A 20837-nucleotide genomic window follows, 5' to 3' on the forward strand; every position below is an offset into this window, starting at 1 on the left:
TCACGCGCCGCCGCCGCTAAGCTCAGACGAACCATTGAGCGTTACTCAGCTTTCAGGCCATCAGCCGATACAGCTTTCACGCCTTTGATTTTCTTGGTGATCGCAACAGCAGTGGCTTTCTGCGATTCGGTCACTGGGGTAGCGGACGACAGGGAAACCACACCTTTGTTGGTCTCGACCTTGATGTCAGTGCCAGGAATGCCTTTTTCGGTTACCAGGTCAGCTTTCACCTTGGTGGTGATCCAAGTATCCGAAGTGGCTTCTTTGGACTTGTCGATGTTGTCAGCCTTTGCAGCGCCGCCAGCCATCAGGCCATCAGCGGAAACAGCGGTAACACCTTTGATTTTCTTGGTGATAGCTACGGCAGTCGCCTTCTGCGAGTCCGAAATTGCTACATCGGAAGACAGGGAAACCACGCCTTTGTTGGTTTCAACCTTGATGTCCGAACCTGGAATGCCTTTTTCGGTCAGCAGGTCAGCTTTGACTTTGGTGGTGATCCAGGTATCCGAAGTGGACTCTTTAGCCTTGGTCATCTCGCCAGCAGCCAGGGTCATCGGCGCCTGAGTAGGTTGGGCGAAGGCAGCGTTGGCCATAGCCAGGGTCAGAGCGGTAGCTGTTGCGGTAGCGAGAGCGAACTTCTTCATACGAGTAACTCCTGTTTTATTAAAAGTCTGCAGCGTGTAAACCTCAATGCTGCAGCGTTAACAGGGATATTGCAGACACTGTGCCAATTCTATTCTTGCTATTAAAACCTTTAAAAACAATGACTTACAAATCAACACCATTTCCGGAATCGTGCATATTGCATGAAGCCCTCAACACCTGCATGCAAGTTGCGGCATTTGGGTTTTCATTAACCGTCTGATTTTTAGGCATTTTCCAGCAGCCATAAAAAAAGGACTCCGAAGAGTCCTTTTTTTAGCTTGAGAACTAGGGGTAATTAAACGCCCGAGGCTTTGGCCGCTGCTACGTCTTTGATGGACAGTTTGATACGGCCGCGGTTGTCCACGTCCAGTACCAGTACTTCCACTTCCTGGCCTTCTTTGAGGATATCGGTCACCTTCTCAACGCGAGCGTCGCTCAACATGGAGATGTGAACCAGACCGTCCTTGCCTGGCAGGATGTTGACGAATGCGCCGAAGTCGACAATGCGCTCAACCTTACCTACGTAGATTTTGCCGATCTCAGCTTCTGCAGTGATGCCCAGCACGCGCTGACGTGCAGCTTCCGCAGCTTCCTTGGTTTCGCCGAAGATCTTGATCGAACCATCGTCTTCGATATCGATCGAGGCCTTGGTTTCTTCGCAGATCGCACGGATGGTCGCGCCGCCTTTACCGATAACGTCACGGATTTTGTCGGTGTCGATCTTCATCGCGATCATGGTCGGAGCGTTTTCCGACAGTTCGGTACGCGACTGACCAATGATCTGGTTCATCTGGCCGAGGATGTTCAGGCGCGCTTCAAGGGCTTGGCCCAGAGCGATTTCCATGATTTCTTCGGTGATGCCTTTGATCTTGATGTCCATCTGCAGCGCAGTAACACCTTTAGCGGTACCGGCTACTTTGAAGTCCATGTCGCCCAAATGGTCTTCGTCACCCAGGATGTCGGTCAGGACGGCAAACTTCTCGCCTTCCTTCACCAGGCCCATGGCGATACCGGCAACCGGCGCCTTCATCGGCACACCGGCGTCCATCAATGCCAGGGAAGCACCGCACACGGAAGCCATGGAGCTGGAACCGTTGGACTCAGTGATTTCCGATACGACACGGATGGTGTACGGGAACACGTCAGCAGCCGGCAGCATGGCCTGAACCGAACGACGGGCCAGACGGCCGTGACCGATTTCGCGACGACCCGCACCGCCCATGCGACCGCACTCGCCCACCGAGAACGGAGGGAAGTTGTAGTGCAGCATGAAGGGGTCTTTTTTCTCGCCTTCCAGGGTGTCCAGCAGTTGTGCGTCACGGGCAGTGCCCAGGGTCGCAACTACCAGTGCCTGAGTTTCACCACGGGTGAACAGGGCCGAACCGTGAGTCTTCGGCAGAACGCCGACTTCGATGTTCAGCGGGCGCACGGTACGGGTATCGCGGCCGTCGATACGTGGCTTGCCGTTAACGATGTTTTCGCGAACGGTGCGGTATTCGATTTCACCAAATGCAGCTTTGACGTCGCTGGCGGAAGGCTGGCCTTCTTCACCGGACAGCTTAGCCACCACCTGATCCTTCAACTCGCCCAGGCGAGCGTAACGGTCGGCCTTGACGGTGATGGTGTAGGCGTCGGAGATGGCAGCGCCGAACTCAGAACGGATGGTGCCCAGCAGTTCGGTAGCTTCGGCTTGCGGAGCCCAGGTCCAGGTTGGCTTGGCGGCTTCAGCAGCCAGCTCGGTGACCGCTTTGATAACGGCCTGGAATTCGTCATGGGCGAACAGTACAGCGCCCAGCATCTGGTCTTCAGTCAGCTCTTTGGCTTCCGATTCAACCATCAGTACGGCTTCCGAGGTACCGGCAACGACCATGTCCAGGCTCGACGCTTTCAGTTGCTCGTAAGTCGGGTTCAGCAGGTAACCGGTGCTTTCGTGGAACGCAACGCGGGCAGCGCCGATCGGGCCATCGAAAGGAATGCCGGAGATGGCCAGGGCAGCCGAAGTACCGATCATCGCAGCGATGTCCGGATCGGTCTTCTTGCTGGTGGACACGACGGTGCAGACAACCTGCACTTCGTTCATGAAGCCTTCAGGGAACAGCGGACGGATCGGACGGTCGATCAGTCGGGAAGTCAGGGTTTCTTTCTCGGAAGGACGACCTTCGCGCTTGAAGAAACCGCCAGGGATCTTACCGGCAGCGTAAGTCTTTTCCTGGTAGTGAACGGAAAGAGGGAAGAAGCCTTTGCTAGGGTCAGCGGTCTTGGCGCCAACAACGGTCACCAATACGGTAACGTCATCATCAACGGTAACCAGCACTGCGCCGGAGGCTTGACGGGCGATACGGCCTGTCTCGAGGGTAACGGTCGACTGACCGAACTGAAATTTTTTGATAACCGGGTTCACGGTGTCCTACCTTCTTTGTGGCTCTTGGGGAACTTGTCTTCTTGCGAAATTCTTGGGCAATGCCGGGAATCGGCCCGACGCTCGTCCAGGGTAAAACGTGTATCCAGATAAAACTTGAGGCTGGGAGCCTGCCATGGGCCAGCGGGATTCCACTGACACACGGCAGACAACCAACCTCTAGCGCAATCGCTTATTAGCGACGCAGACCCAGGCGACCGATCAGAGTCTGATAACGACCCAGATCTTTGCCTTTCAGGTAGTCCAGCAGCTTACGGCGCTGGTTTACCATGCGGATCAGACCACGACGGGAGTGGTGGTCTTTACCGTTGGCCTTGAAGTGACCTTGCAGCTTGTTGATGTTGTGGGTCAGCAGTGCAACTTGCACTTCTGGCGAACCAGTGTCACCAACAGCTTGCTGATAGTCAGCTACGATTTGTGCTTTTTCTTGAACGTCGAGAGCCATGAGGCAATCCTTTTTTCAGGAAACCACCCAAAGGGAAGTTTCAACAGGCCAGGGACAAATCCCTGTATCTAAAAATGAGTGTTGACCATGCCTGTTAACAGCCACACTCGTTCGGTCATTCTGACCGAATCAGTCGACGCGGCGCGATGCGCCCGTCTTCGCTCACTTCACCGATACCGATAAAGCGACCGTTGTGATCCTGTACTCGCACCATACCGAACTTCGGGGCATCCGGAGCGCGTACCGGTTGGCCGTTGAGCCAGTAGAACGCGCTGTGTTCCGAGAAGTGCAGCAATGGCCAATCCAGCAGCCCACTGTCCGATGGCATCAGGAAGCGATCAACCGCTTCATTACCGCCTTCGGCATGCACCGCTTCCAACTCTTCCAACGTCACCGTCTGGGCCAGACTGAAAGGCCCGGCCTGGGTGCGTCGCAGTTCTGCAACGTAGGCACCGCAACCGAGCTTTTCACCGATATCTTCCACCAGGGTACGGATATAGGTGCCTTTGCTGCAGTCCACGGCCAAACGCGCGGTATCGCCTTCACAGGCGAGCAATTCCAAGCGCGCAATAGTAACAGAACGCGGTTCACGCTCCACTACTTCACCCGCACGCGCCAACTTGTAAAGGGGCTGGCCATCACGCTTGAGCGCCGAGTACATAGGCGGTATCTGGCTGATTTCTCCACGAAAAGCGGGTAAAACAGCCTCGATATCAGCACGACCAACGGTCACGTCACGAACCTGCAGAACATCGCCTTCGGCGTCGGCCGTGGTAGTGGTCTTGCCCAGTTGCATCAGGGTTTCGTAACCCTTGTCGGAATCGAGCAGGTATTGCGAGAACTTGGTGGCCTCGCCGAAGCACAGCGGCAATACGCCCGTAGCCAGCGGATCGAGACTACCTGTGTGCCCGGCCTTCTCAGCGTTGAGCAACCAGCGGACCTTCTGCAGCGCTGCATTGGAGGTAAAGCCAATGGGTTTGTCGAGCAGAATGATGCCGCTGACGTTACGACGGATACGTTTGACCTGAGCCACCGCTTACTCCTTGGCGTCTTCAGGTGCGGACGGGTGCTGGCTGTCTTCAGCCACGGCGCGCTCAATCAGTGCCGACAGATGCGCACCACGCACCACACTTTCATCGTAGTGGAAGTGCAGTTGGGGAACGCTGCGCAGCTTCATTTCACGGGCCAACTGCATGCGCAGGAAACCTGCTGCAGCGTTGAGCACCTTGATGCTTTGCGCTATTTCTTCGCTGTTATCCTGCCCCATCACGGTGATGAAGATCTTCGCGTGGCCCACGTCACGGCTCACCTCAACAGCGGTGATGGTGACCAGGCCAACGCGCGGGTCTTTGACTTCGCGACGGATCAGTTGAGCCAACTCACGCTGCATCTGATCGCCGATACGCTGGGTACGGCTGTATTCTTTTGCCATGTCTTGTTACCTGTTACTGCCACACGGTGAAACCCGTGGGGTCTGAAAGCGGCAAACGCCCGGCCTGACAAAAGCCAGACCGGGCGTTGCGTTTAGAGTCCGTACACGGTGCGGGGCATTTGCATACCCACTCGCCGCGTGGCTCCGGAAGTGCGCGAGTTAGAGGCTGCGAGCAACCTGAACCTTCTCGAAGACTTCGATCTTGTCGCCAACCTTGACGTCGTTGTAGCTCTTGACGCCGATACCGCATTCCATGCCGGCACGCACTTCGGAAGCGTCATCCTTGAAGCGGCGCAGGGATTCCAGCTCGCCTTCGAAGATAACGATGTCTTCACGCAGTACACGGATTGGGCGGTTACGGTACACAGTGCCTTCGACAACCATGCAACCGGCGATCGCACCGAATTTCGGCGAGCGGAACACGTCACGCACCTCGGCGATACCCAGGATGTTCTCCCGGACGTCGCTGCCAAGCATGCCGGTAAGGGCTTTCTTGACGTCTTCAATGATGTCGTAGATGACGTTGTAGTAACGCATGTCCAGGCCTTCCTGCTCGACGATCTTGCGAGCGCCGGCATCGGCACGCACGTTGAAGCCGAACAGTACAGCGTTGGAAGCCAGTGCCAGGTTGGCGTCGGATTCGGTGATACCACCGACACCGCCACCGACAACGCGCACTTGCACTTCGTCGTTACCCAGGCCGTTCAAGGCGCCGTTCAACGCTTCGAGGGAACCACGTACGTCGGATTTGAGGACGATGTTAAGCGTCTTCTTCTCTTCCTGGCCCATGTTCTCGAAGATGTTTTCAAGCTTGCCGGCGTGAGCACGGGCCAGTTTGACTTCGCGGAACTTGCCTTGACGGAACAGAGCCACTTCACGGGCTTTCTTCTCGTCGGCAACCACGCTCATCTCGTCGCCAGCGTCCGGGGTACCGTCCAGGCCGAGAATCTCGACTGGAATGGCCGGACCGGCTTCCTTGATTGGCTTACCGTTCTCGTCGAGCATGGCACGTACACGGCCGTAGTTCGAACCGACCAGAACCATGTCGCCTTGGCGCAGGGTACCGTCTTGAACCAGCACCGTCGCAACCGGGCCACGGCCCTTGTCGAGGCGGGATTCGACCACGACACCGCGGCCAGGAGCCGATGGTGTTGCGGTCAGTTCCAGAACTTCGGCTTGCAACAGAACGGCTTCAAGCAGTTCGTCAACGCCGGTACCCATTTTCGCGGAGACCGGTACGAATGGAGTGTCACCACCCCACTCTTCGGAAGTCACGCCATGAACCGACAGTTCGCTACGGATGCGATCAAGATCGGCGCCCGGCTTGTCGATTTTGTTCACAGCTACAACCAAAGGAACGCCAGCAGCCTTGGCGTGCTGAACGGCCTCGATGGTTTGTGGCATCACGCCGTCGTCCGCCGCAACCACCAGGATCACGATGTCGGTCGCCTTGGCACCACGGGCACGCATTGCGGTAAACGCGGCGTGACCAGGGGTGTCAAGGAACGTCACCATGCCACGGTCGGTTTCAACGTGGTAAGCACCAATGTGCTGGGTGATACCACCGGCCTCGCCCGCAGCCACCTTGGCACGACGGATGTAGTCGAGCAGGGAGGTTTTACCGTGGTCAACGTGGCCCATTACGGTCACAACCGGTGCACGGGAAACCGCTTCACCTTCAAACTTCAGGGACTCGGCCAGGGAATCTTCCAGGGCGGTGTCGCTGACCAGGGTCACTTTGTGGCCCAGCTCTTCAGCAACCAGTTGAGCAGTTTCCTGATCCAGTACCTGGTTGATGGTGGCCGGAGTGCCCAGCTTGAACATGAACTTGATAATTTCAGCAGCCTTGACCGACATCTGCTGGGCCAGATCGCCCACAGTGATGGTCTCGCCGATCTTCACTTCGCGCACAACAGGGCCGGTTGGGCTCTGGAAACCGTGGGCGTTGCGTTTCTTCAGCTTGGCCTTGCCGCGACCACCGCGACGGAAGCCATCGCTCTCTTCGTCGGTAGTACGTGGGGCAACGCGTGGAGCAGGCGCTTTCTCTTTGACCGAAGCACGATGCGGAGCGTTTTTACGCTCGCCATCGCCGCCGCCGCGACGATTGTTATCGTCGGCACGTGGTTTGTCCGGACGACGGGGCTCTTCACGCTTACGGTCAGCTGCAGGGGCTGGTGCAGCGGCAACCGGAGCGGCCTCACGCACAGCTTCAACAGGTGCACTTGGCGCGGCAACCGCTTCAGTGGCAGCAGGTTGCGCAGCAGCAGGCTGGCGACGCGCTTCTTCTTCGGCGCGGCGCTTGGCTTCTTCTTCAGCCTTCTGACGTGCAGCATTTTCTACTGCGCGACGTTCTTCCAGTTCACGTTTGCGCTCGGCTTCGATTTCTTCCGGGCTGCGCTGTACGAAGACTTTCTTCTTGCGTACTTCAACGCTGATGCTCTTGCTACCCGCAACACGCAGGGTGCTGGTGGTTTTGCGCTGCAATGTAATCTTGCGCGGTTCTTCCACTTTCGCCTTGTGGCTGCTCTTCAAGTGAGTCAGCAAAGACTGCTTCTCACTATCGCTCACACCTTCATCGGCGGCGGTGTGCGGCAGACCTGCCTCACGCATCTGCTGCAACAGGCGCTCTACCGGTGTTTTGACCTCATCGGCCAGTTGTTTCACCGTGACTTGCGTCATGCACTTCTCTCCTCAGGCCGCGCCTAGTTACTCGAACCAATGGGCTCGGGCGGCCATGATCAACTTGCCGGCACGATCTTCGTCAATGCCGTCGATGTCGAGCAGATCGTCAATAGACTGCTCGGCCAGGTCTTCGCGGGTAATTACGCCGCGCACCGCCAGTTCCATCGCCAAATCCTTGTCCATACCCTCAAGCGAGAGCAGGTCTTCGGCCGGATGGGCGTCTGCCAGCTTTTCCTCAGTAGCGATGGCTTTAGTCAACAAGCGATCCTTGGCCCGAGCGCGAAGCTCGTTGACGATATCTTCGTCAAAGCCGTCGATGTTGAGCATTTCTTCCAACGGTACGTAGGCAATCTCTTCCAGGCTGGTGAAACCTTCATCTACCAGAACCTGTGCCAATTCTTCATCGACTTCCAACTCTTCGATGAAGTTGCGCAGGATGTCGCCGGTTTCAGCTTGCTGCTTAGCCTGGATGTCCGATTCGGTCATCACGTTCAGGGTCCAACCGGTCAGTTGGCTGGCCAGACGCACGTTCTGACCACCACGACCAATGGCCTGAGCCAGATTGTCTGCGCCAACGGCGATGTCCATGGCATGGGCATCTTCGTCAACGATAATTGCCGCCACTTCAGCCGGCGACATGGCGTTGATCACGAACTGCGCCGGGTTATCGTCCCACAGGACGATATCCACACGCTCACCGCCCAACTCACCGGACACCGCCTGAACGCGCGAACCGCGCATACCAATACAAGCGCCCTGCGGGTCGATACGTTTGTCCTTGGAGCGGACCGCGATTTTGGCGCGCGAACCCGGGTCACGGGACGCAGCCATCACTTCGATCAGACCTTCGGCAATTTCCGGCACCTCGATACGGAACAGCTCGATCAGCATTTCCGGTGCGGTACGCGACAGGATCAACTGAGGGCCGCGGTTCTCGGTGCGGATTTCCTTGAGCAGCGCACGCAAGCGCACGCCGACACGGAAGGTTTCGCGAGAGATGATGTCTTCACGGGCCAGCAACGCTTCGGCGTTGTTACCCAGGTCGACGATCACATTGTCGCGAGTTACTTTTTTAACGGTACCGGAGATGATCTCACCCAGGCGTTCGCGATAGGCGTCAACGACTTGAGCGCGCTCGGCTTCGCGAACCTTCTGCACGATGACCTGTTTAGCGGTCTGTGCAGCAATACGGCCGAATTCAATCGATTCGATCTTTTCTTCGACGACATCACCGACCTTTGCGCCAGGGTGCGTTTCAGCAACCTTGCTCGGCCAGGTTTCGATGGCCGGATCATCAAGATCGGCTTCTTCGACGACCGTCCAGCGACGGAAAGTCTCATAGGCACCGGTGTGGCGGTTAATTTCCACACGCAGATCAACTTCGTCTTCAAAACGCTTTTTGGTAGCAGTGGCCAAAGCCAGCTCCAACGCTTCAAAAATCACGTTTGCCGGTACGCCCTTTTCATTGGATACCGACTCAACAACCAGCAGTACTTCTTTGCTCATCGTACGCCTCGCCTTTCGCAAGCCATTGGATCCGCGGGATCCGCGTCTCAGTCAAAACTGGGAATAATGTTGGCCTTGTCGACCATATCGATCGGCAACAGGAACTCATGGTCTTCTACCTGCACCACGACGTCCTGCTCTTCTACACCGCGTAGAAGGCCCTGAAAGTTGCGTCGCCCTTCAAAGGGAGATCGCAGCTTGATCTTCACTTGTTCACCGACATATTTAGCAAACTGCTCGAGAGTGAACAGTGGGCGTTCCATGCCTGGCGAGGAAACTTCGAGGGTGTACTCAACGGAAATTGGATCTTCAACATCCAACACACCACTGATCTGACGGCTGACAATGGCACAATCGTCCACCAGCACGCCGCCCTCTTTATCGATATAAACGCGCAACATTGAGTGGCGACCTTGAGCCGAAAACTCAATACCCCAGCATTCATAGCCTAGGGCCACGACCACCGGGGCCAGCAAGGCCTGCAACTCTTCTAGCTTGCTCGACACCTGAACCCCCTCGTGCATGTATGTGCATGCTGTGCAAAATAAAAAAATGGGCGAAACGCCCATCCTTGAAACGCCGTCGAACAGCGGCGTTGAAAGTGTCCAGCTAACAAAAAGCCCCTTAAAAGGGGCTCCGCTAAAACTGGTTGCGGGGGCCGGATTTGAACCGACGACCTTCGGGTTATGAGCCCGACGAGCTACCAGACTGCTCCACCCCGCGACAAAGCTGGGGCGGAAGTATACGACCGATCCTTTACAGGGTCAATGTAACCTTCCACCTACAAGAAAGCCCGCAACAGCGGGCTCTCCTGATAATTGGTACCGAGAAGGGGACTCGAACCCCTACACCCTATGGGCACAACCACCTCAAGGTTGCGTGTCTACCAATTCCACCACCTCGGCAATACAGCGTTTAAAACCCTTCTTACTTCTGCTCTTGAGCTGGAGGTACGTCAGTCGCTGGAGTAGCCGACTTTTGCTCTTGAAGCACCGGGACATCATCAGAAGCCGGTTTTGCTTTAGGTACTTCTAACACTGCTGGATCTGGCAAACCTACTTGAGTCAGCATATGAGCTTTCTCTTTAGCAAAGTAACCTAACCCCAAGCTGGTTATGAAGAAACCGGCGGCAAGTATAGCAGTAAACTTACTAAGAAAGGTAGAGGAACCTTGGCTTCCGAACACAGTATTTGAAGCACCTGCACCGAAAGACGCACCAGCATCCGCACCTTTACCCTGTTGCAACAAAACCAGGGCAACTACGCCCAGGGCAGCCAACAGATGAAAAACGACTACGACTGTTTCCAGCATTTTTTCAGTTTCCCGCGGCGCGACAAATCGCACCGAACTCATCTGCATTCAGGGAAGCTCCACCAATGAGCCCCCCATCGATATCCGGCATGCCGAACAGTTCGACCGCATTGGCCGCCTTCACGCTGCCGCCGTATAGAAGACGCACACCTTGTGCGACTTCAGAATTCTCTGCCGCCAACTGAGCGCGGATGGCTGCGTGCACATCCTGCGCCTGTTGCGGTGTAGCAGTCAGCCCGGTACCAATGGCCCAGACCGGCTCATAAGCAATGACCGCCTTTGCAAACGCGCCAACGCCCAACTCTTCAATGATGCTGCCAAGCTGACGCGAGACAACCTCAAGAGTCTTGCCGGATTCGCGCTGCTCCAGGGTCTCCCCTATACACAACACAGGAACCAGGCCACATGCTTGTGCTGCTGCGAACTTGCGATTGAGGGTGCCATCCCGCTCACCCATCATCTGGCGACGCTCGGAATGCCCAACAAGCACAAATGAACATCCCGCGTCGACCAACTGACTTGGCGCAATCTCGCCAGTCAAAGCACCTTGCATGGCCTCCACTGCAGAATTCTGCGCGCCGACCTGAATCGACTTACCTTTCAAGCCATCAACCACCTGGGTGATATGCAAGCAAGGCGGGAAAACCGCAACATCAACACCGCTAGGCAAAGCCAAGTGACGAAGGCCATTGATCAGCTCAGCGACACTGGCGCGGGTACCGTGCATCTTCCAGTTACCAGCTACCATAGTGCGACGCATGCTGTACCTCGTCGGTCAAAGTGGGCGCAGATGTTACCCAACCACATCATCACTGGCAAGCCGAATTCAGGCGCAAACTTCAGTTACCAGTTTCGCCAAGTCTTCTGCATGGCCACGGACCTGTATTTCATCTTCCCCTTCGACCATGACACGCACCAGAGGCTCGGTCCCGGACTTACGCAACAACACGCGCCCACGGCCAGCCATTGCTTGGGTCACGCGCTCGCACGCTTCCTTAACAGCGGGGTGCTCGATTGGGTTTTCGCCACCGGCAAAGCGCACATTGAGCAGCACCTGCGGGCATTTACGCATAGCCTGACGCGCTTGAGCGAGGCTCTCTTCACGACGCCGCAGCGCAAGCAACACCTGCAATGCAGCGATAATGGCATCACCTGTCGTGGTGTGCTGGAAGCAGACAACATGCCCGGAGTTCTCGCCCCCCACCTGCCAATTTCGCTCCAGGAGCTCAGCAATCACATAACGGTCCCCAACATTCGCGCGAATGAAAGGAATGCCTAATTCCGCCAGAGCCAACTCAAGGCCCAGATTGCTCATCAGTGTCCCAACGACACCGCCCTGTAACTTGTTACGCTCATGCAGATCGCGAGCAATGATGAATAACAGATCATCACCGTCTACTACAGTACCGGTGTGATCCACCATCAACACACGGTCACCGTCGCCATCAAAGGCAATCCCCAGATCGGCATGCTGAGCCAAAACTGCGGCCTGCAATTGCTCCATATGAGTAGAACCGCAATTCTCGTTGATGTTCAAACCGTTAGGCTGGGCCGACAGCACTGTCACATCAGCGCCCAACTCCTTGAATACGCTTGGCGCCACTTTGTAAGTCGCACCGTGAGCGCAATCGACAACGATTTTAAGGCCAGCGAAATTAGTACTGCTTGGCACACTGCTTTTGCAAAATTCGATGTAGCGGCCCGATGCATCATTGATACGTGACACTTTGCCCAACTTACTGGACTCGACCACTGTCATGGGGGCATCCAGCAACTCCTCGATCATTAACTCGATTTCGTCCGGCAGTTTAGTGCCCTGCCCAGAGAAGAATTTGATGCCGTTGTCGTCGTGAGGGTTGTGAGAAGCGCTGATCACAATACCGGCCTCAGCATGAAACGTGCGCGTCAGGTAAGCGATCGCCGGCGTAGGCATTGGCCCCAACAACATCACATCCGCACCTGCAGCTGACAAACCAGCCTCAAGCGCTGATTCAAACATGTAACCGGAAATTCGAGTGTCCTTCCCCACCAGGATGCGGCACGCCCCCATACTGCGGAACGCCATGCCTGCCGCCCACCCCAACTTGAGCATAAAATCAGGAGTAATGGGAAACTCGCCGACCCGACCACGAATACCGTCGGTGCCAAAATATTTTTTAGTCATAAGTGCTCCATCATTCTTATTCGGCTGATTCTACCGCGGCAATCATACGCACCACGTCAACGGTCTCGGCGACATCATGCACGCGCAAAATCCGTGCACCTTTGGTCATGGCAAGCGCCGCCAGTGCAAGGCCGCCATACAGACGTTCGCCAACAGGACGATTCAACGCCAGCCCAATCATGCTCTTGCGCGACACCCCGACCAACAGGGGACGACCAAGGGCATGCAAGGACTCCATGTGTTTGAACAAACTTAAATTGTGCTGCAAAGTCTTGGCGAATCCAAAACCCGGATCCAGGATGAGCTGCTCCGGCGCTATTCCGACTGCCGCGCACTGAGCGATTCGCTCAGCCAGGAAACCCGTTACCTCACCTACCAGATCATCGTAATGGGGGTCGTCCTGCATATTCCCGGGCTCACCGAGCATATGCATCAGGCACACCGGCAATCCTGTAGCCGCAGCCGCATCCAAGGCTCCATCACGCCGTAGAGACCGCACATCATTGATCAATCCAGCCCCAAGTCGCGCGGTTTCGCGCATGACAGCCGGAGTCGATGTATCAACGGAGATGATCACATCCAGCTCACGTGCGATGCGCTCGACAATGGGAGCAACCCGCTCCAACTCCTCAAGTGGAGAAACTATACGAGCACCAGGCCGAGTCGATTCGCCGCCGACATCGATCAAGGTCGCACCAGCCGCCACCATCGCCTCGGCATGACGCAACGCTGCATCCTGCTGACTGAATCGGCCGCCGTCGGAAAAGGAATCGGGGGTTACATTGAGAATGCCCATGACATGCGTATGGGCCAAATCAAGAACCCGGTTGCCGCAAGGCAACCGGGTGGAGGACAACACAGAAGTCATTTCAAACCTTAGTGGTCAGCCGCAGGGCCGCCGATTGGGGTCTCAGGGCGTTCATTCTGAACAACGGGCGGAGTACCCGAGGTACCTGAACCACCCTCCCAGTCACGAGGCTCGCGCGGTGGACGACCCGCCATGATGTCGTCGATCTGATCAGCATCAATGGTTTCGTACTTCATCAGAGCATCGGCCATCGCGTCGAGCTTGTCGCGATTATCCGTGAGGATCTGCTTAGCAGTGCCGTAGCACTGATCAATGATGCTGCGCACCTCGGAATCGATCAGCTTGGCAGTCTCACCGGAGAAACTGGCATTTTGACCGCCACCACCACGCCCCAAGAACACTTCGCCATCTTCCTCGGCATACATAAGAGGGCCGAGTTTTTCGGACAAGCCCCACTTGGTCACCATATTTCGTGCAATCTGGCTGGCGCGCATGATGTCGTTGGAGGCGCCGGTGGTCACACCGTCAAAACCCAAAGTCATCTCTTCGGCAATCCGCCCGCCATACAGCGAACAGATCTGACTGATCAGCGCGCGCTTGGAGAGGCTATAACGGTCTTCCTCAGGCAGGAACATAGTCACGCCAAGTGCCCGGCCTCGTGGAATGATCGACACCTTGTAGACCGGGTCGTGCTCAGGCACAACGCGCCCCACAATAGCGTGACCAGCCTCGTGGTAAGCAGTGTTCTGCTTCTCTTTTTCGGACATAACCATGGATTTGCGCTCGGCGCCCATCATGATCTTGTCTTTTGCCAGCTCGAATTCTTTCATTTCAACAATGCGCTTGCCGGTACGCGCTGCAAACAACGACGCCTCGTTCACCAAGTTGGCAAGGTCGGCACCGGAAAAACCTGGGGTGCCACGAGCAATCACCGCAGGAGCAACGTCGTCGCCCATCGGCACTTTGCGCATATGAACTTTCAGAATCTGCTCGCGTCCACGAATGTCCGGCAGGCCAACCACGACCTGACGGTCGAAACGGCCTGGACGCAGTAACGCGGGGTCAAGCACATCAGGACGGTTGGTTGCGGCGATGACGATAATGCCGTCATTCATCTCGAAACCATCCATCTCCACGAGCAATTGGTTGAGCGTTTGCTCGCGCTCATCGTGACCACCGCCCATGCCCGCACCACGATGACGACCAACGGCGTCAATTTCGTCGATAAAGATAATGCACGGCGCATGCTTCTTAGCTTGCTCGAACATATCGCGAACACGGCTTGCGCCGACACCGACGAACATTTCGACAAAGTCAGAACCGGAAATCGTGAAGAACGGCACCTTGGCTTCACCAGCAATCGCCTTGGCCAGCAAGGTTTTACCAGTACCCGGAGGACCGACCATCAGCACACCGCGCGGAATACGCCCACCAAGGCGCTGAAATTTGCCCGGATCGCGCAGGAACTCGACGAGCTCGCCCACTTCCTCTTTAGCTTCATCACAACCGGCAACGTCGGCCAGAGTGGTTTTCACCTGATCTTCGGAGAGCAGGCGTGCCTTGCTCTTCCCGAAGCTCATCGGCCCACCCTTGCCTCCCGCGCCGCCTTGCATCTGGCGCATGAAGAACATGAACACAGCAATGATCACCAGGATTGGGAAGCTGGCTACCAATAGCTGGGTCCAGATGCTCTGTTGCTCCGGCTGCTTACCTTCAACGACGACATGGTTGTCCACCAGATCGCCGATCAGACCGTTGTCCTGGATTGCCGGACGAATCGTCTTGAAGCTGTCGCCATCGGTGCGTTTGCCGGTGATCACGTAGCCATCAACCGCTACGCGCTCGACCTTTCCATCCTTAACTTGCTGGATGAAGTCGGAATAGTTGAGGGTCTGCGGCTCGTTAGGGCTGGAGAAGTTGTTCATCACCGTCACCAGGACAGCCGCGATGATCAACCACAGGATCAGATTCTTTGCCATATCGTTCAATTAACTACCCTCTGAAGCAAGCTCCGCTGCTGGCGCGCGCTTCGCATGATATTCACCGACCTAACTTACTACATTACCTACAACTCTGGCAGGCACCGTCTGTAACCCTTTGTGAAACTTTGACTACACAATATTCGTAAAGCTTCATGACGAAAGCGATATAAAAAAACCTATCGACTCCGTTGAAACCTTCAAAGACGCTCATCACTCGCGGCGCCTTCGATGCCACGGAACCCTCGAGCCAACAGATATTGCTCGCGGGATCGATCCCTTGAGGAGTCCGGCTTGCGCATCTGCACCTTATCGAACAGCTTACGGATATTCTTGTGGTACTCGTCAAAACCTTCACCCTGGAAGACTTTGACCAGGAAATCACCGCCTGGGCGCAATACACGCCCTGCCAGATCCAATGCCAATTCACACAGGAACATGGCGCGTGGCATATCAACTGCCGGTAATCCACTCATATTGGGTGCCATGTCGGAAATCACAAGGTCCACCTGTGAATTTCCTACAGCCTCAAGGATCTCGGCCAGCACGGCATCCTGAGTGAAATCACCATGAACAAAGGTCACATCCGGGATGCTATCCATCTCCAGGATGTCGGACGCGATCAACCGCCCCTGACCACCAATCAGACGACTGGCCACCTGCGACCAACCACCTGGGGCTGCCCCCAAGTCGATAACGCTCATGCCTGGCCGGAATAATTTATCCTTGTCCTGCAGCTCCAGCAGCTTATAGCTAGCCCGGGAGCGGTAGCCGTCCTTCTGCGCCTTTTTGACGTAAGGATCGTTGAAATGTTCTTTTAGCCAGTTAAGGCTGGTTTTGGAACGGGCCACGGGCCACCTCGAAAATAAAACGGGTCGTGATTAACTGGGCGGTCCCGGACTCGCTCGGGTAAACTGGCCGCCGCTTTTTACAAGATCAGACGCAGGGGTCAGATTATGCCGCTCACTCAAGAGCAGAAGAAACAGTACAAATCCATTGGCCACCATCTGAAACCAGTTCTGATTGTGGCAGACAACGGTTTGACTGAGGGTGTGCTAGCCGAATTCGAGCGCGCACTCAACGATCACGAACTGATCAAAATCAAGGTCAACATCCTTGATCGCGAAGCACGTCTGGCCGCCATTGCAGAACTGTGCAAAGTGGGCAAAGCAGATCTGGTTCAGGTTATCGGCAAGATGGCGCTGCTGTATCGCAAGAATTTCAGCGTCAACAAGCAACTGTCGAACGTTCATCGCTTCAAATGAGAAAAGAGTCAAGGGCGTGCTTTGCGCGCCCCGCCACTCCATCCCGGCGCAGGCTGCACAACTAGCACGAGCCCCGAGAAACCTAGCACAAGATAGCTGAATAGCCGCCAGCGCAACGCCTCAGGCAGCCAGAGATGCACGACGCAGTACATCGCGCAAGCATACAGCGCCATCAACAGCAGTTGCCCTCGAATATCCCGCCACAAACTCTCCAAACCTTCAGCCTTGATCAACACCAATGCTTGAAGCAATACGCACGCTGCCGCAAAGCCCACCAGCAACGCACTGAGCATTCCGTCGAGCTCATCGATCAGCAACGGCGCCAAGCCAATCAAACCGAGTGCCGGCAGCACCCCAATATGGAGCAGCCACAAACCACCGACCCACAACATCTGAGTGAGTTGCCAGAGCATGGCGCCCGCACGAAGCGGGCGCCGCCTTTCAGATGTGACGAACTTCGACAATCTCGTACTCGATCACGCCACTTGGCGTTTTGACGGCGACCACGTCACCCTCTTCCTTGGCGATCAAGGCACGTGCAATAGGCGAACCGACAGAGATTTTGCCCTGCTTGATGTCAGCCTCGTCCTCACCCACGATGTGGTAAGTCACGCTTTCGTCCGTCTCAACGTTGGCGATTTCGACAGTGGTACCGAAAATCACCTTGCCGGTGTGCGGAATAGTGGTCACATCGATGATCACAGCATTTTGCATGCGACCTTCGATATCACGAATCCGCGCCTCGACCATACCCTGCTGCTCGCGAGCAGCGTGATATTCAGCGTTCTCCTTCAAGTCACCCAGCTCACGGGCCGTACCGATGTCCTGGCTCAGCTTCGGACGTACGACCTTGGTCAGGTGGGCGTGCTCCTCTTCCAGGGCGCGAGCGCCCTGAACAGTCATTGGATATTTGGTAATGCTCATGCCTTCAATCCTGCGTGTAGATCCTGCAAGCGACGAACGGTCTTTTCTGGACCGAACTTAAGTGCTTCACAGATAGCTTCGCCAGCAGCAATGGTGGTGGTGCAGTAAATCTTGTGCTGCAAGGCGTTACGACGAATGGAGTAGGAATCCGCGATCGACTGACGACCTTCGGTCGTGTTGATGATCAGAGTGACTTCGTCATTCTTGATCATGTCGACCACATGCGGACGACCTTCCGTTACCTTGTTCACGCGGCGCACCTTAAGGCCGGCAGCCTCGATCAACTTGGCAGTCCCTGCGGTGGCAACGACTTCGAAGCCCAAGTTGATCAGATCACGCGCCACGCCTGCAACCAGCGGCTTGTCGTCATCGCGAACACTGATGAACGCAGTACCGCCGGTCGGCAGAATTTCGCTGGCCCCCATCTGTGCTTTAGCAAAAGCCTCACCGAACGTGTCGCCCACGCCCATCACCTCACCGGTAGACTTCATCTCTGGGCCCAGGATCGGGTCCACGCCAGGGAATTTGGCGAACGGGAACACCGCCTCTTTCACGCTGTAGAAGTTCGGGATGATTTCTTTGGTGAAACCGATTTCTTTCAGAGTCTTACCAGCCATCACGCGCGCAGCGATCATGGCCAGGGACACGCCGATGCACTTGGACACAAATGGCACGGTACGCGAAGCTCGTGGGTTGACCTCGATGACGTAGATGTCTTCGCCTTGCAACGCCAACTGCACGTTCATCAGACCGACCACGCCCAATTCCAAAGCCATTTTCTTGACCTGGTCGCGCATCACATCCTGAATGTGCGCCGGCAGCGAGTAAGGCGGCAGCGAGCAAGCAGAGTCACCGGAGTGAACACCAGCCTGCTCGATGTGCTGCATGATCGCGCCGATCACTACGTCGGTGCCGTCGCAGACCGCATCCACGTCCATTTCGATGGCGCAGTTGAGGAAGTGGTCCAGCAGCACCGGGCTGTCGTTGGACACTTTCACGGCATCGCGCAGGTAGCGCTTGAGCTCTTCTTCTTCGTAAACGATTTCCATCGCGCGGCCGCCCAGCACATAGGACGGGCGCACCACCAACGGGTAGCCAATTTTGCTGGCCGCACGAATTGCTTCGTCTTCGCTGCGCACGGTGGCGTTTGGCGGCTGACGCAGGTTCAAGCGCTCAACCATTTGCTGGAAACGCTCACGGTCTTCTGCACGGTCGATGGCGTCCGGGCTGGTACCGATAATTGGCACACCAGCAGCTTCCAAGGCACGCGCCAGCTTCAGCGGAGTCTGGCCGCCGTACTGAACGATCACGCCTTTAGGCTTCTCGACACGCACGATTTCCAGCACGTCTTCCAGGGTCACCGGCTCGAAGTACAGACGATCAGAAGTATCGTAATCGGTGGAAACGGTTTCCGGGTTGCAGTTGACCATGATGGTCTCGTACCCGTCTTCGCGCAGGGCGAGAGCAGCGTGTACGCAGCAGTAGTCAAATTCGATGCCCTGGCCGATACGATTAGGACCGCCACCCAGGATCATGATCTTGTCGCGACCCGACGGCGCCGCTTCGCACTCTTCCTCGTAGGTGGAGTACAGATAAGCGGTGTCGGTGGAGAACTCGGCCGCGCAGGTATCCACGCGCTTGTAGACCGGGAAGATCTCCAGCTTGTGGCGATGAGTGCGCAGGTTCTTCTCGGTCACACCCAGCAACTTGGCCAGGCGCTGGTCGGAGAAGCCCTTGCGCTTGAGGCGGAACATCATGTCGCGGTCGATGCTGGCCAGACCCAGGGTCTTGACCTTCTCTTCTTCCTTGATCAGATCTTCGATCTGCACCAGGAACCACGGGTCGATCATGTTCATGCCGAAGATGTCTTCGACACTCAGGCCGGCACGGAACGCATCAGCGACGTACCAGATCCGCTCGGCACCCGGCACGGTCAGTTCGCGCTTGAGCACGCTCATGCTTTCCGGGTTGCTCAGATCGAGCTTCTCATCCAGGCCGCACACGCCGACTTCCAGGCCACGCAGGGCTTTCTGCAGCGACTCCTGGAAGGTCCGGCCGATGGCCATCACTTCGCCCACGGACTTCATCTGGGTAGTCAGGCGCGCATCCGCTTTGGCGAACTTCTCAAAAGCAAAGCGCGGCAGCTTGGTCACCACGTAGTCGATGGAAGGCTCGAAGGACGCTGGGGTCTTGCCGCCAGTGATGTCGTTCGACAGTTCATCCAAGGTATAACCCACGGCCAGTTTGGCAGCGACCTTGGCGATCGGGAAACCCGTGGCCTTAGAAGCCAGTGCCGACGAACGGGAAACACGCGGGTTCATTTCGATCACGACCATACGGCCAGTGTTCGGGCAGATCCCGAACTGAACGTTGGAACCGCCGGTTTCTACACCGATCTCGCGCAATACCGCCAGGGAGGCGTTACGCAGGATCTGATATTCCTTATCGGTCAGGGTCTGCGCTGGCGCCACGGTGATGGAGTCACCGGTGTGCACGCCCATCGGGTCGAAGTTTTCGATGGAGCAGACGATGATGCAGTTGTCTTTCTTATCGCGAACAACCTCCATCTCGTATTCTTTCCAACCGATCAAGGATTCGTCGATCAGCAGCTCTTTGGTCGGCGACAGGTCCAGACCACGGGCGCAGATTTCTTCGAATTCTTCACGGTTGTAGGCAATACCACCACCGGTGCCGCCCATGGTGAAGGACGGACGGATGATGCATGGGAAACCCAAGGTCTCGAGGACCGCATTGGCTTCCTCCATGCTGTGGGCGATACCGGAGCGCGGGCAGGCCAGGCCGATGGACTTCATGGCCTTGTCGAAGCGCGAGCGGTCTTCGGCTTTGTCGATGGTGTCGGCATTGGCGCCGATCATCTCTACGCCGAACTTCTCCAGAACGCCTTCGCGCTCCAGATCCAGGGCGCAGTTCAGGGCAGTCTGGCCACCCATGGTCGGCAGCAACGCGTCCGGACGCTCTTTCTCGATGATCTTGGCAACCGTCTGCCATTTGATCGGCTCGATGTAGGTCGCGTCAGCCATCGCCGGGTCGGTCATGATGGTGGCTGGGTTGGAGTTCACCAGGATGACGCGGTAGCCCTCTTCGCGCAGGGCTTTACAGGCCTGGGCGCCGGAGTAGTCGAACTCGCAGGCCTGGCCGATCACAATCGGGCCAGCGCCGAGAATCAGGATGCTTTTTATGTCTGTACGTTTTGGCATGGGTTTGTCACTCAAATCCGCAGGTCAGTCGGCAAGCCG

Annotated in this window: 18 protein-coding genes and 2 tRNA genes; 1 reads left to right on the plus strand and 19 read right to left on the minus strand. The window is 56.4% G+C overall.

Annotated features, from left to right (window positions below):
• Positions 1-41: 41 nt before the first annotated feature.
• From ACFZPT_RS21020 to rlmE, 16 genes are all read right to left on the minus strand, one after another.
• Positions 42-644 (minus strand): BON domain-containing protein, encoded by a 603-nt coding sequence (locus tag ACFZPT_RS21020; protein ID WP_034100705.1) that lies wholly within the window; start codon positions 642-644, stop codon positions 42-44.
• 296 nt (positions 645-940) lie between these two features.
• On the minus strand, positions 941-3046 hold the full coding sequence (pnp, locus tag ACFZPT_RS21025; protein WP_034100707.1) for a polyribonucleotide nucleotidyltransferase: 2106 nt from the start codon (positions 3044-3046) through the stop codon (positions 941-943).
• Between the two features lie 193 nt (positions 3047-3239).
• Positions 3240-3509, minus strand: coding sequence for a 30S ribosomal protein S15 (gene rpsO / locus ACFZPT_RS21030; protein WP_003177875.1), 270 nt, complete (start codon positions 3507-3509; stop codon positions 3240-3242).
• A 115-nt stretch (positions 3510-3624) separates the two neighbouring features.
• A complete protein-coding gene (gene truB / locus ACFZPT_RS21035) occupies positions 3625-4542 on the minus strand; it encodes a tRNA pseudouridine(55) synthase TruB (RefSeq protein ID WP_034100709.1) in 918 nt (305 codons plus the stop codon).
• A 3-nt stretch (positions 4543-4545) separates the two neighbouring features.
• Complete coding sequence (gene rbfA, locus ACFZPT_RS21040; protein WP_034100712.1) at positions 4546-4941, minus strand: 30S ribosome-binding factor RbfA; 396 nt, start codon at positions 4939-4941, stop codon at positions 4546-4548.
• 159 nt (positions 4942-5100) lie between these two features.
• Positions 5101-7620: a translation initiation factor IF-2 gene (gene infB / locus ACFZPT_RS21045; protein WP_034100714.1), complete on the minus strand. Its 2520-nt coding sequence runs from the start codon at positions 7618-7620 to the stop codon at positions 5101-5103.
• A 27-nt stretch (positions 7621-7647) separates the two neighbouring features.
• A complete protein-coding gene (gene nusA / locus ACFZPT_RS21050; protein WP_034100716.1) occupies positions 7648-9129 on the minus strand; it encodes a transcription termination factor NusA in 1482 nt (493 codons plus the stop codon).
• A 47-nt stretch (positions 9130-9176) separates the two neighbouring features.
• Positions 9177-9635, minus strand: coding sequence for a ribosome maturation factor RimP (gene rimP, locus ACFZPT_RS21055; protein WP_034100945.1), 459 nt, complete (start codon positions 9633-9635; stop codon positions 9177-9179).
• A gap of 140 nt (positions 9636-9775) precedes the next feature.
• A tRNA-Met gene (locus tag ACFZPT_RS21060) sits at positions 9776-9852 on the minus strand.
• 96 nt (positions 9853-9948) lie between these two features.
• Positions 9949-10034 (minus strand) — tRNA-Leu (locus tag ACFZPT_RS21065).
• Between the two features lie 22 nt (positions 10035-10056).
• Positions 10057-10440 (minus strand): preprotein translocase subunit SecG, encoded by a 384-nt coding sequence (secG, locus tag ACFZPT_RS21070; RefSeq protein WP_034100718.1) that lies wholly within the window; start codon positions 10438-10440, stop codon positions 10057-10059.
• Between the two features lie 4 nt (positions 10441-10444).
• Entirely contained in the window at positions 10445-11200 is a 756-nt protein-coding gene (gene tpiA, locus ACFZPT_RS21075) for a triose-phosphate isomerase (RefSeq protein ID WP_034100720.1), read from the minus strand.
• Between the two features lie 66 nt (positions 11201-11266).
• Positions 11267-12604, minus strand: coding sequence for a phosphoglucosamine mutase (gene glmM / locus ACFZPT_RS21080; protein WP_034100722.1), 1338 nt, complete (start codon positions 12602-12604; stop codon positions 11267-11269).
• A gap of 16 nt (positions 12605-12620) precedes the next feature.
• On the minus strand, positions 12621-13472 hold the full coding sequence (folP, locus tag ACFZPT_RS21085; RefSeq protein ID WP_047882053.1) for a dihydropteroate synthase: 852 nt from the start codon (positions 13470-13472) through the stop codon (positions 12621-12623).
• 8 nt (positions 13473-13480) lie between these two features.
• Positions 13481-15391, minus strand: a complete 1911-nt coding sequence (ftsH, locus tag ACFZPT_RS21090; RefSeq protein ID WP_034100726.1) for an ATP-dependent zinc metalloprotease FtsH — start codon at positions 15389-15391, stop codon at positions 13481-13483.
• A gap of 200 nt (positions 15392-15591) precedes the next feature.
• Entirely contained in the window at positions 15592-16242 is a 651-nt protein-coding gene (gene rlmE / locus ACFZPT_RS21095) for a 23S rRNA (uridine(2552)-2'-O)-methyltransferase RlmE (RefSeq protein ID WP_034100727.1), read from the minus strand.
• A 105-nt stretch (positions 16243-16347) separates the two neighbouring features.
• Between rlmE and ACFZPT_RS21100 the strand changes: the two genes are divergently transcribed.
• Entirely contained in the window at positions 16348-16656 is a 309-nt protein-coding gene (locus ACFZPT_RS21100) for a YhbY family RNA-binding protein (RefSeq protein ID WP_010206607.1), read from the plus strand.
• Positions 16657-16664: 8 nt separating this feature from the next.
• On the opposite strand, the gene ACFZPT_RS21105 is transcribed toward ACFZPT_RS21100, so the two are convergent.
• Genes ACFZPT_RS21105 through carB form a run of 3 tightly spaced genes read right to left on the minus strand, consistent with a single transcriptional unit; the run spans position 16665 to position 20798 of the window.
• Positions 16665-17069, minus strand: a complete 405-nt coding sequence (locus ACFZPT_RS21105; protein ID WP_034115105.1) for a hypothetical protein — start codon at positions 17067-17069, stop codon at positions 16665-16667.
• Between the two features lie 28 nt (positions 17070-17097).
• Positions 17098-17574: a transcription elongation factor GreA gene (gene greA, locus ACFZPT_RS21110; protein ID WP_034100946.1), complete on the minus strand. Its 477-nt coding sequence runs from the start codon at positions 17572-17574 to the stop codon at positions 17098-17100.
• 2 nt (positions 17575-17576) lie between these two features.
• Positions 17577-20798: a carbamoyl-phosphate synthase large subunit gene (gene carB / locus ACFZPT_RS21115; protein ID WP_034100733.1), complete on the minus strand. Its 3222-nt coding sequence runs from the start codon at positions 20796-20798 to the stop codon at positions 17577-17579.
• Between the last annotated feature and the right edge of the window lie 39 nt (positions 20799-20837).

Source organism: Pseudomonas sp. MD330_10 (genome assembly GCF_042610415.1).
Taxonomy (GTDB): Bacteria; Pseudomonadota; Gammaproteobacteria; order Pseudomonadales; family Pseudomonadaceae; genus Aquipseudomonas; species Aquipseudomonas rhodesiae.

What these genes read in the sequence shown, in the direction of transcription:
- carB (WP_034100733.1), bottom strand. Translation starts at nt 20,798, where the DNA reads ATGCCAAAACGTACAGACATAAAAAGCATCCTGATTCTCGGCGCTGGC.
- rbfA (WP_034100712.1), bottom strand. Translation starts at nt 4,941, where the DNA reads ATGGCAAAAGAATACAGCCGTACCCAGCGTATCGGCGATCAGATGCAG.
- folP (WP_047882053.1), bottom strand. Translation starts at nt 13,472, where the DNA reads ATGACTTCTGTGTTGTCCTCCACCCGGTTGCCTTGCGGCAACCGGGTT.
- rpsO (WP_003177875.1), bottom strand. Translation starts at nt 3,509, where the DNA reads ATGGCTCTCGACGTTCAAGAAAAAGCACAAATCGTAGCTGACTATCAG.
- ACFZPT_RS21020 (WP_034100705.1), bottom strand. Translation starts at nt 644, where the DNA reads ATGAAGAAGTTCGCTCTCGCTACCGCAACAGCTACCGCTCTGACCCTG.
- tpiA (WP_034100720.1), bottom strand. Translation starts at nt 11,200, where the DNA reads ATGCGTCGCACTATGGTAGCTGGTAACTGGAAGATGCACGGTACCCGC.
- ACFZPT_RS21105 (WP_034115105.1), bottom strand. Translation starts at nt 17,069, where the DNA reads ATGCTCTGGCAACTCACTCAGATGTTGTGGGTCGGTGGTTTGTGGCTG.
- nusA (WP_034100716.1), bottom strand. Translation starts at nt 9,129, where the DNA reads ATGAGCAAAGAAGTACTGCTGGTTGTTGAGTCGGTATCCAATGAAAAG.
- secG (WP_034100718.1), bottom strand. Translation starts at nt 10,440, where the DNA reads ATGCTGGAAACAGTCGTAGTCGTTTTTCATCTGTTGGCTGCCCTGGGC.
- ftsH (WP_034100726.1), bottom strand. Translation starts at nt 15,391, where the DNA reads ATGGCAAAGAATCTGATCCTGTGGTTGATCATCGCGGCTGTCCTGGTG.
- ACFZPT_RS21100 (WP_010206607.1), top strand. Translation starts at nt 16,348, where the DNA reads ATGCCGCTCACTCAAGAGCAGAAGAAACAGTACAAATCCATTGGCCAC.
- glmM (WP_034100722.1), bottom strand. Translation starts at nt 12,604, where the DNA reads ATGACTAAAAAATATTTTGGCACCGACGGTATTCGTGGTCGGGTCGGC.
- infB (WP_034100714.1), bottom strand. Translation starts at nt 7,620, where the DNA reads ATGACGCAAGTCACGGTGAAACAACTGGCCGATGAGGTCAAAACACCG.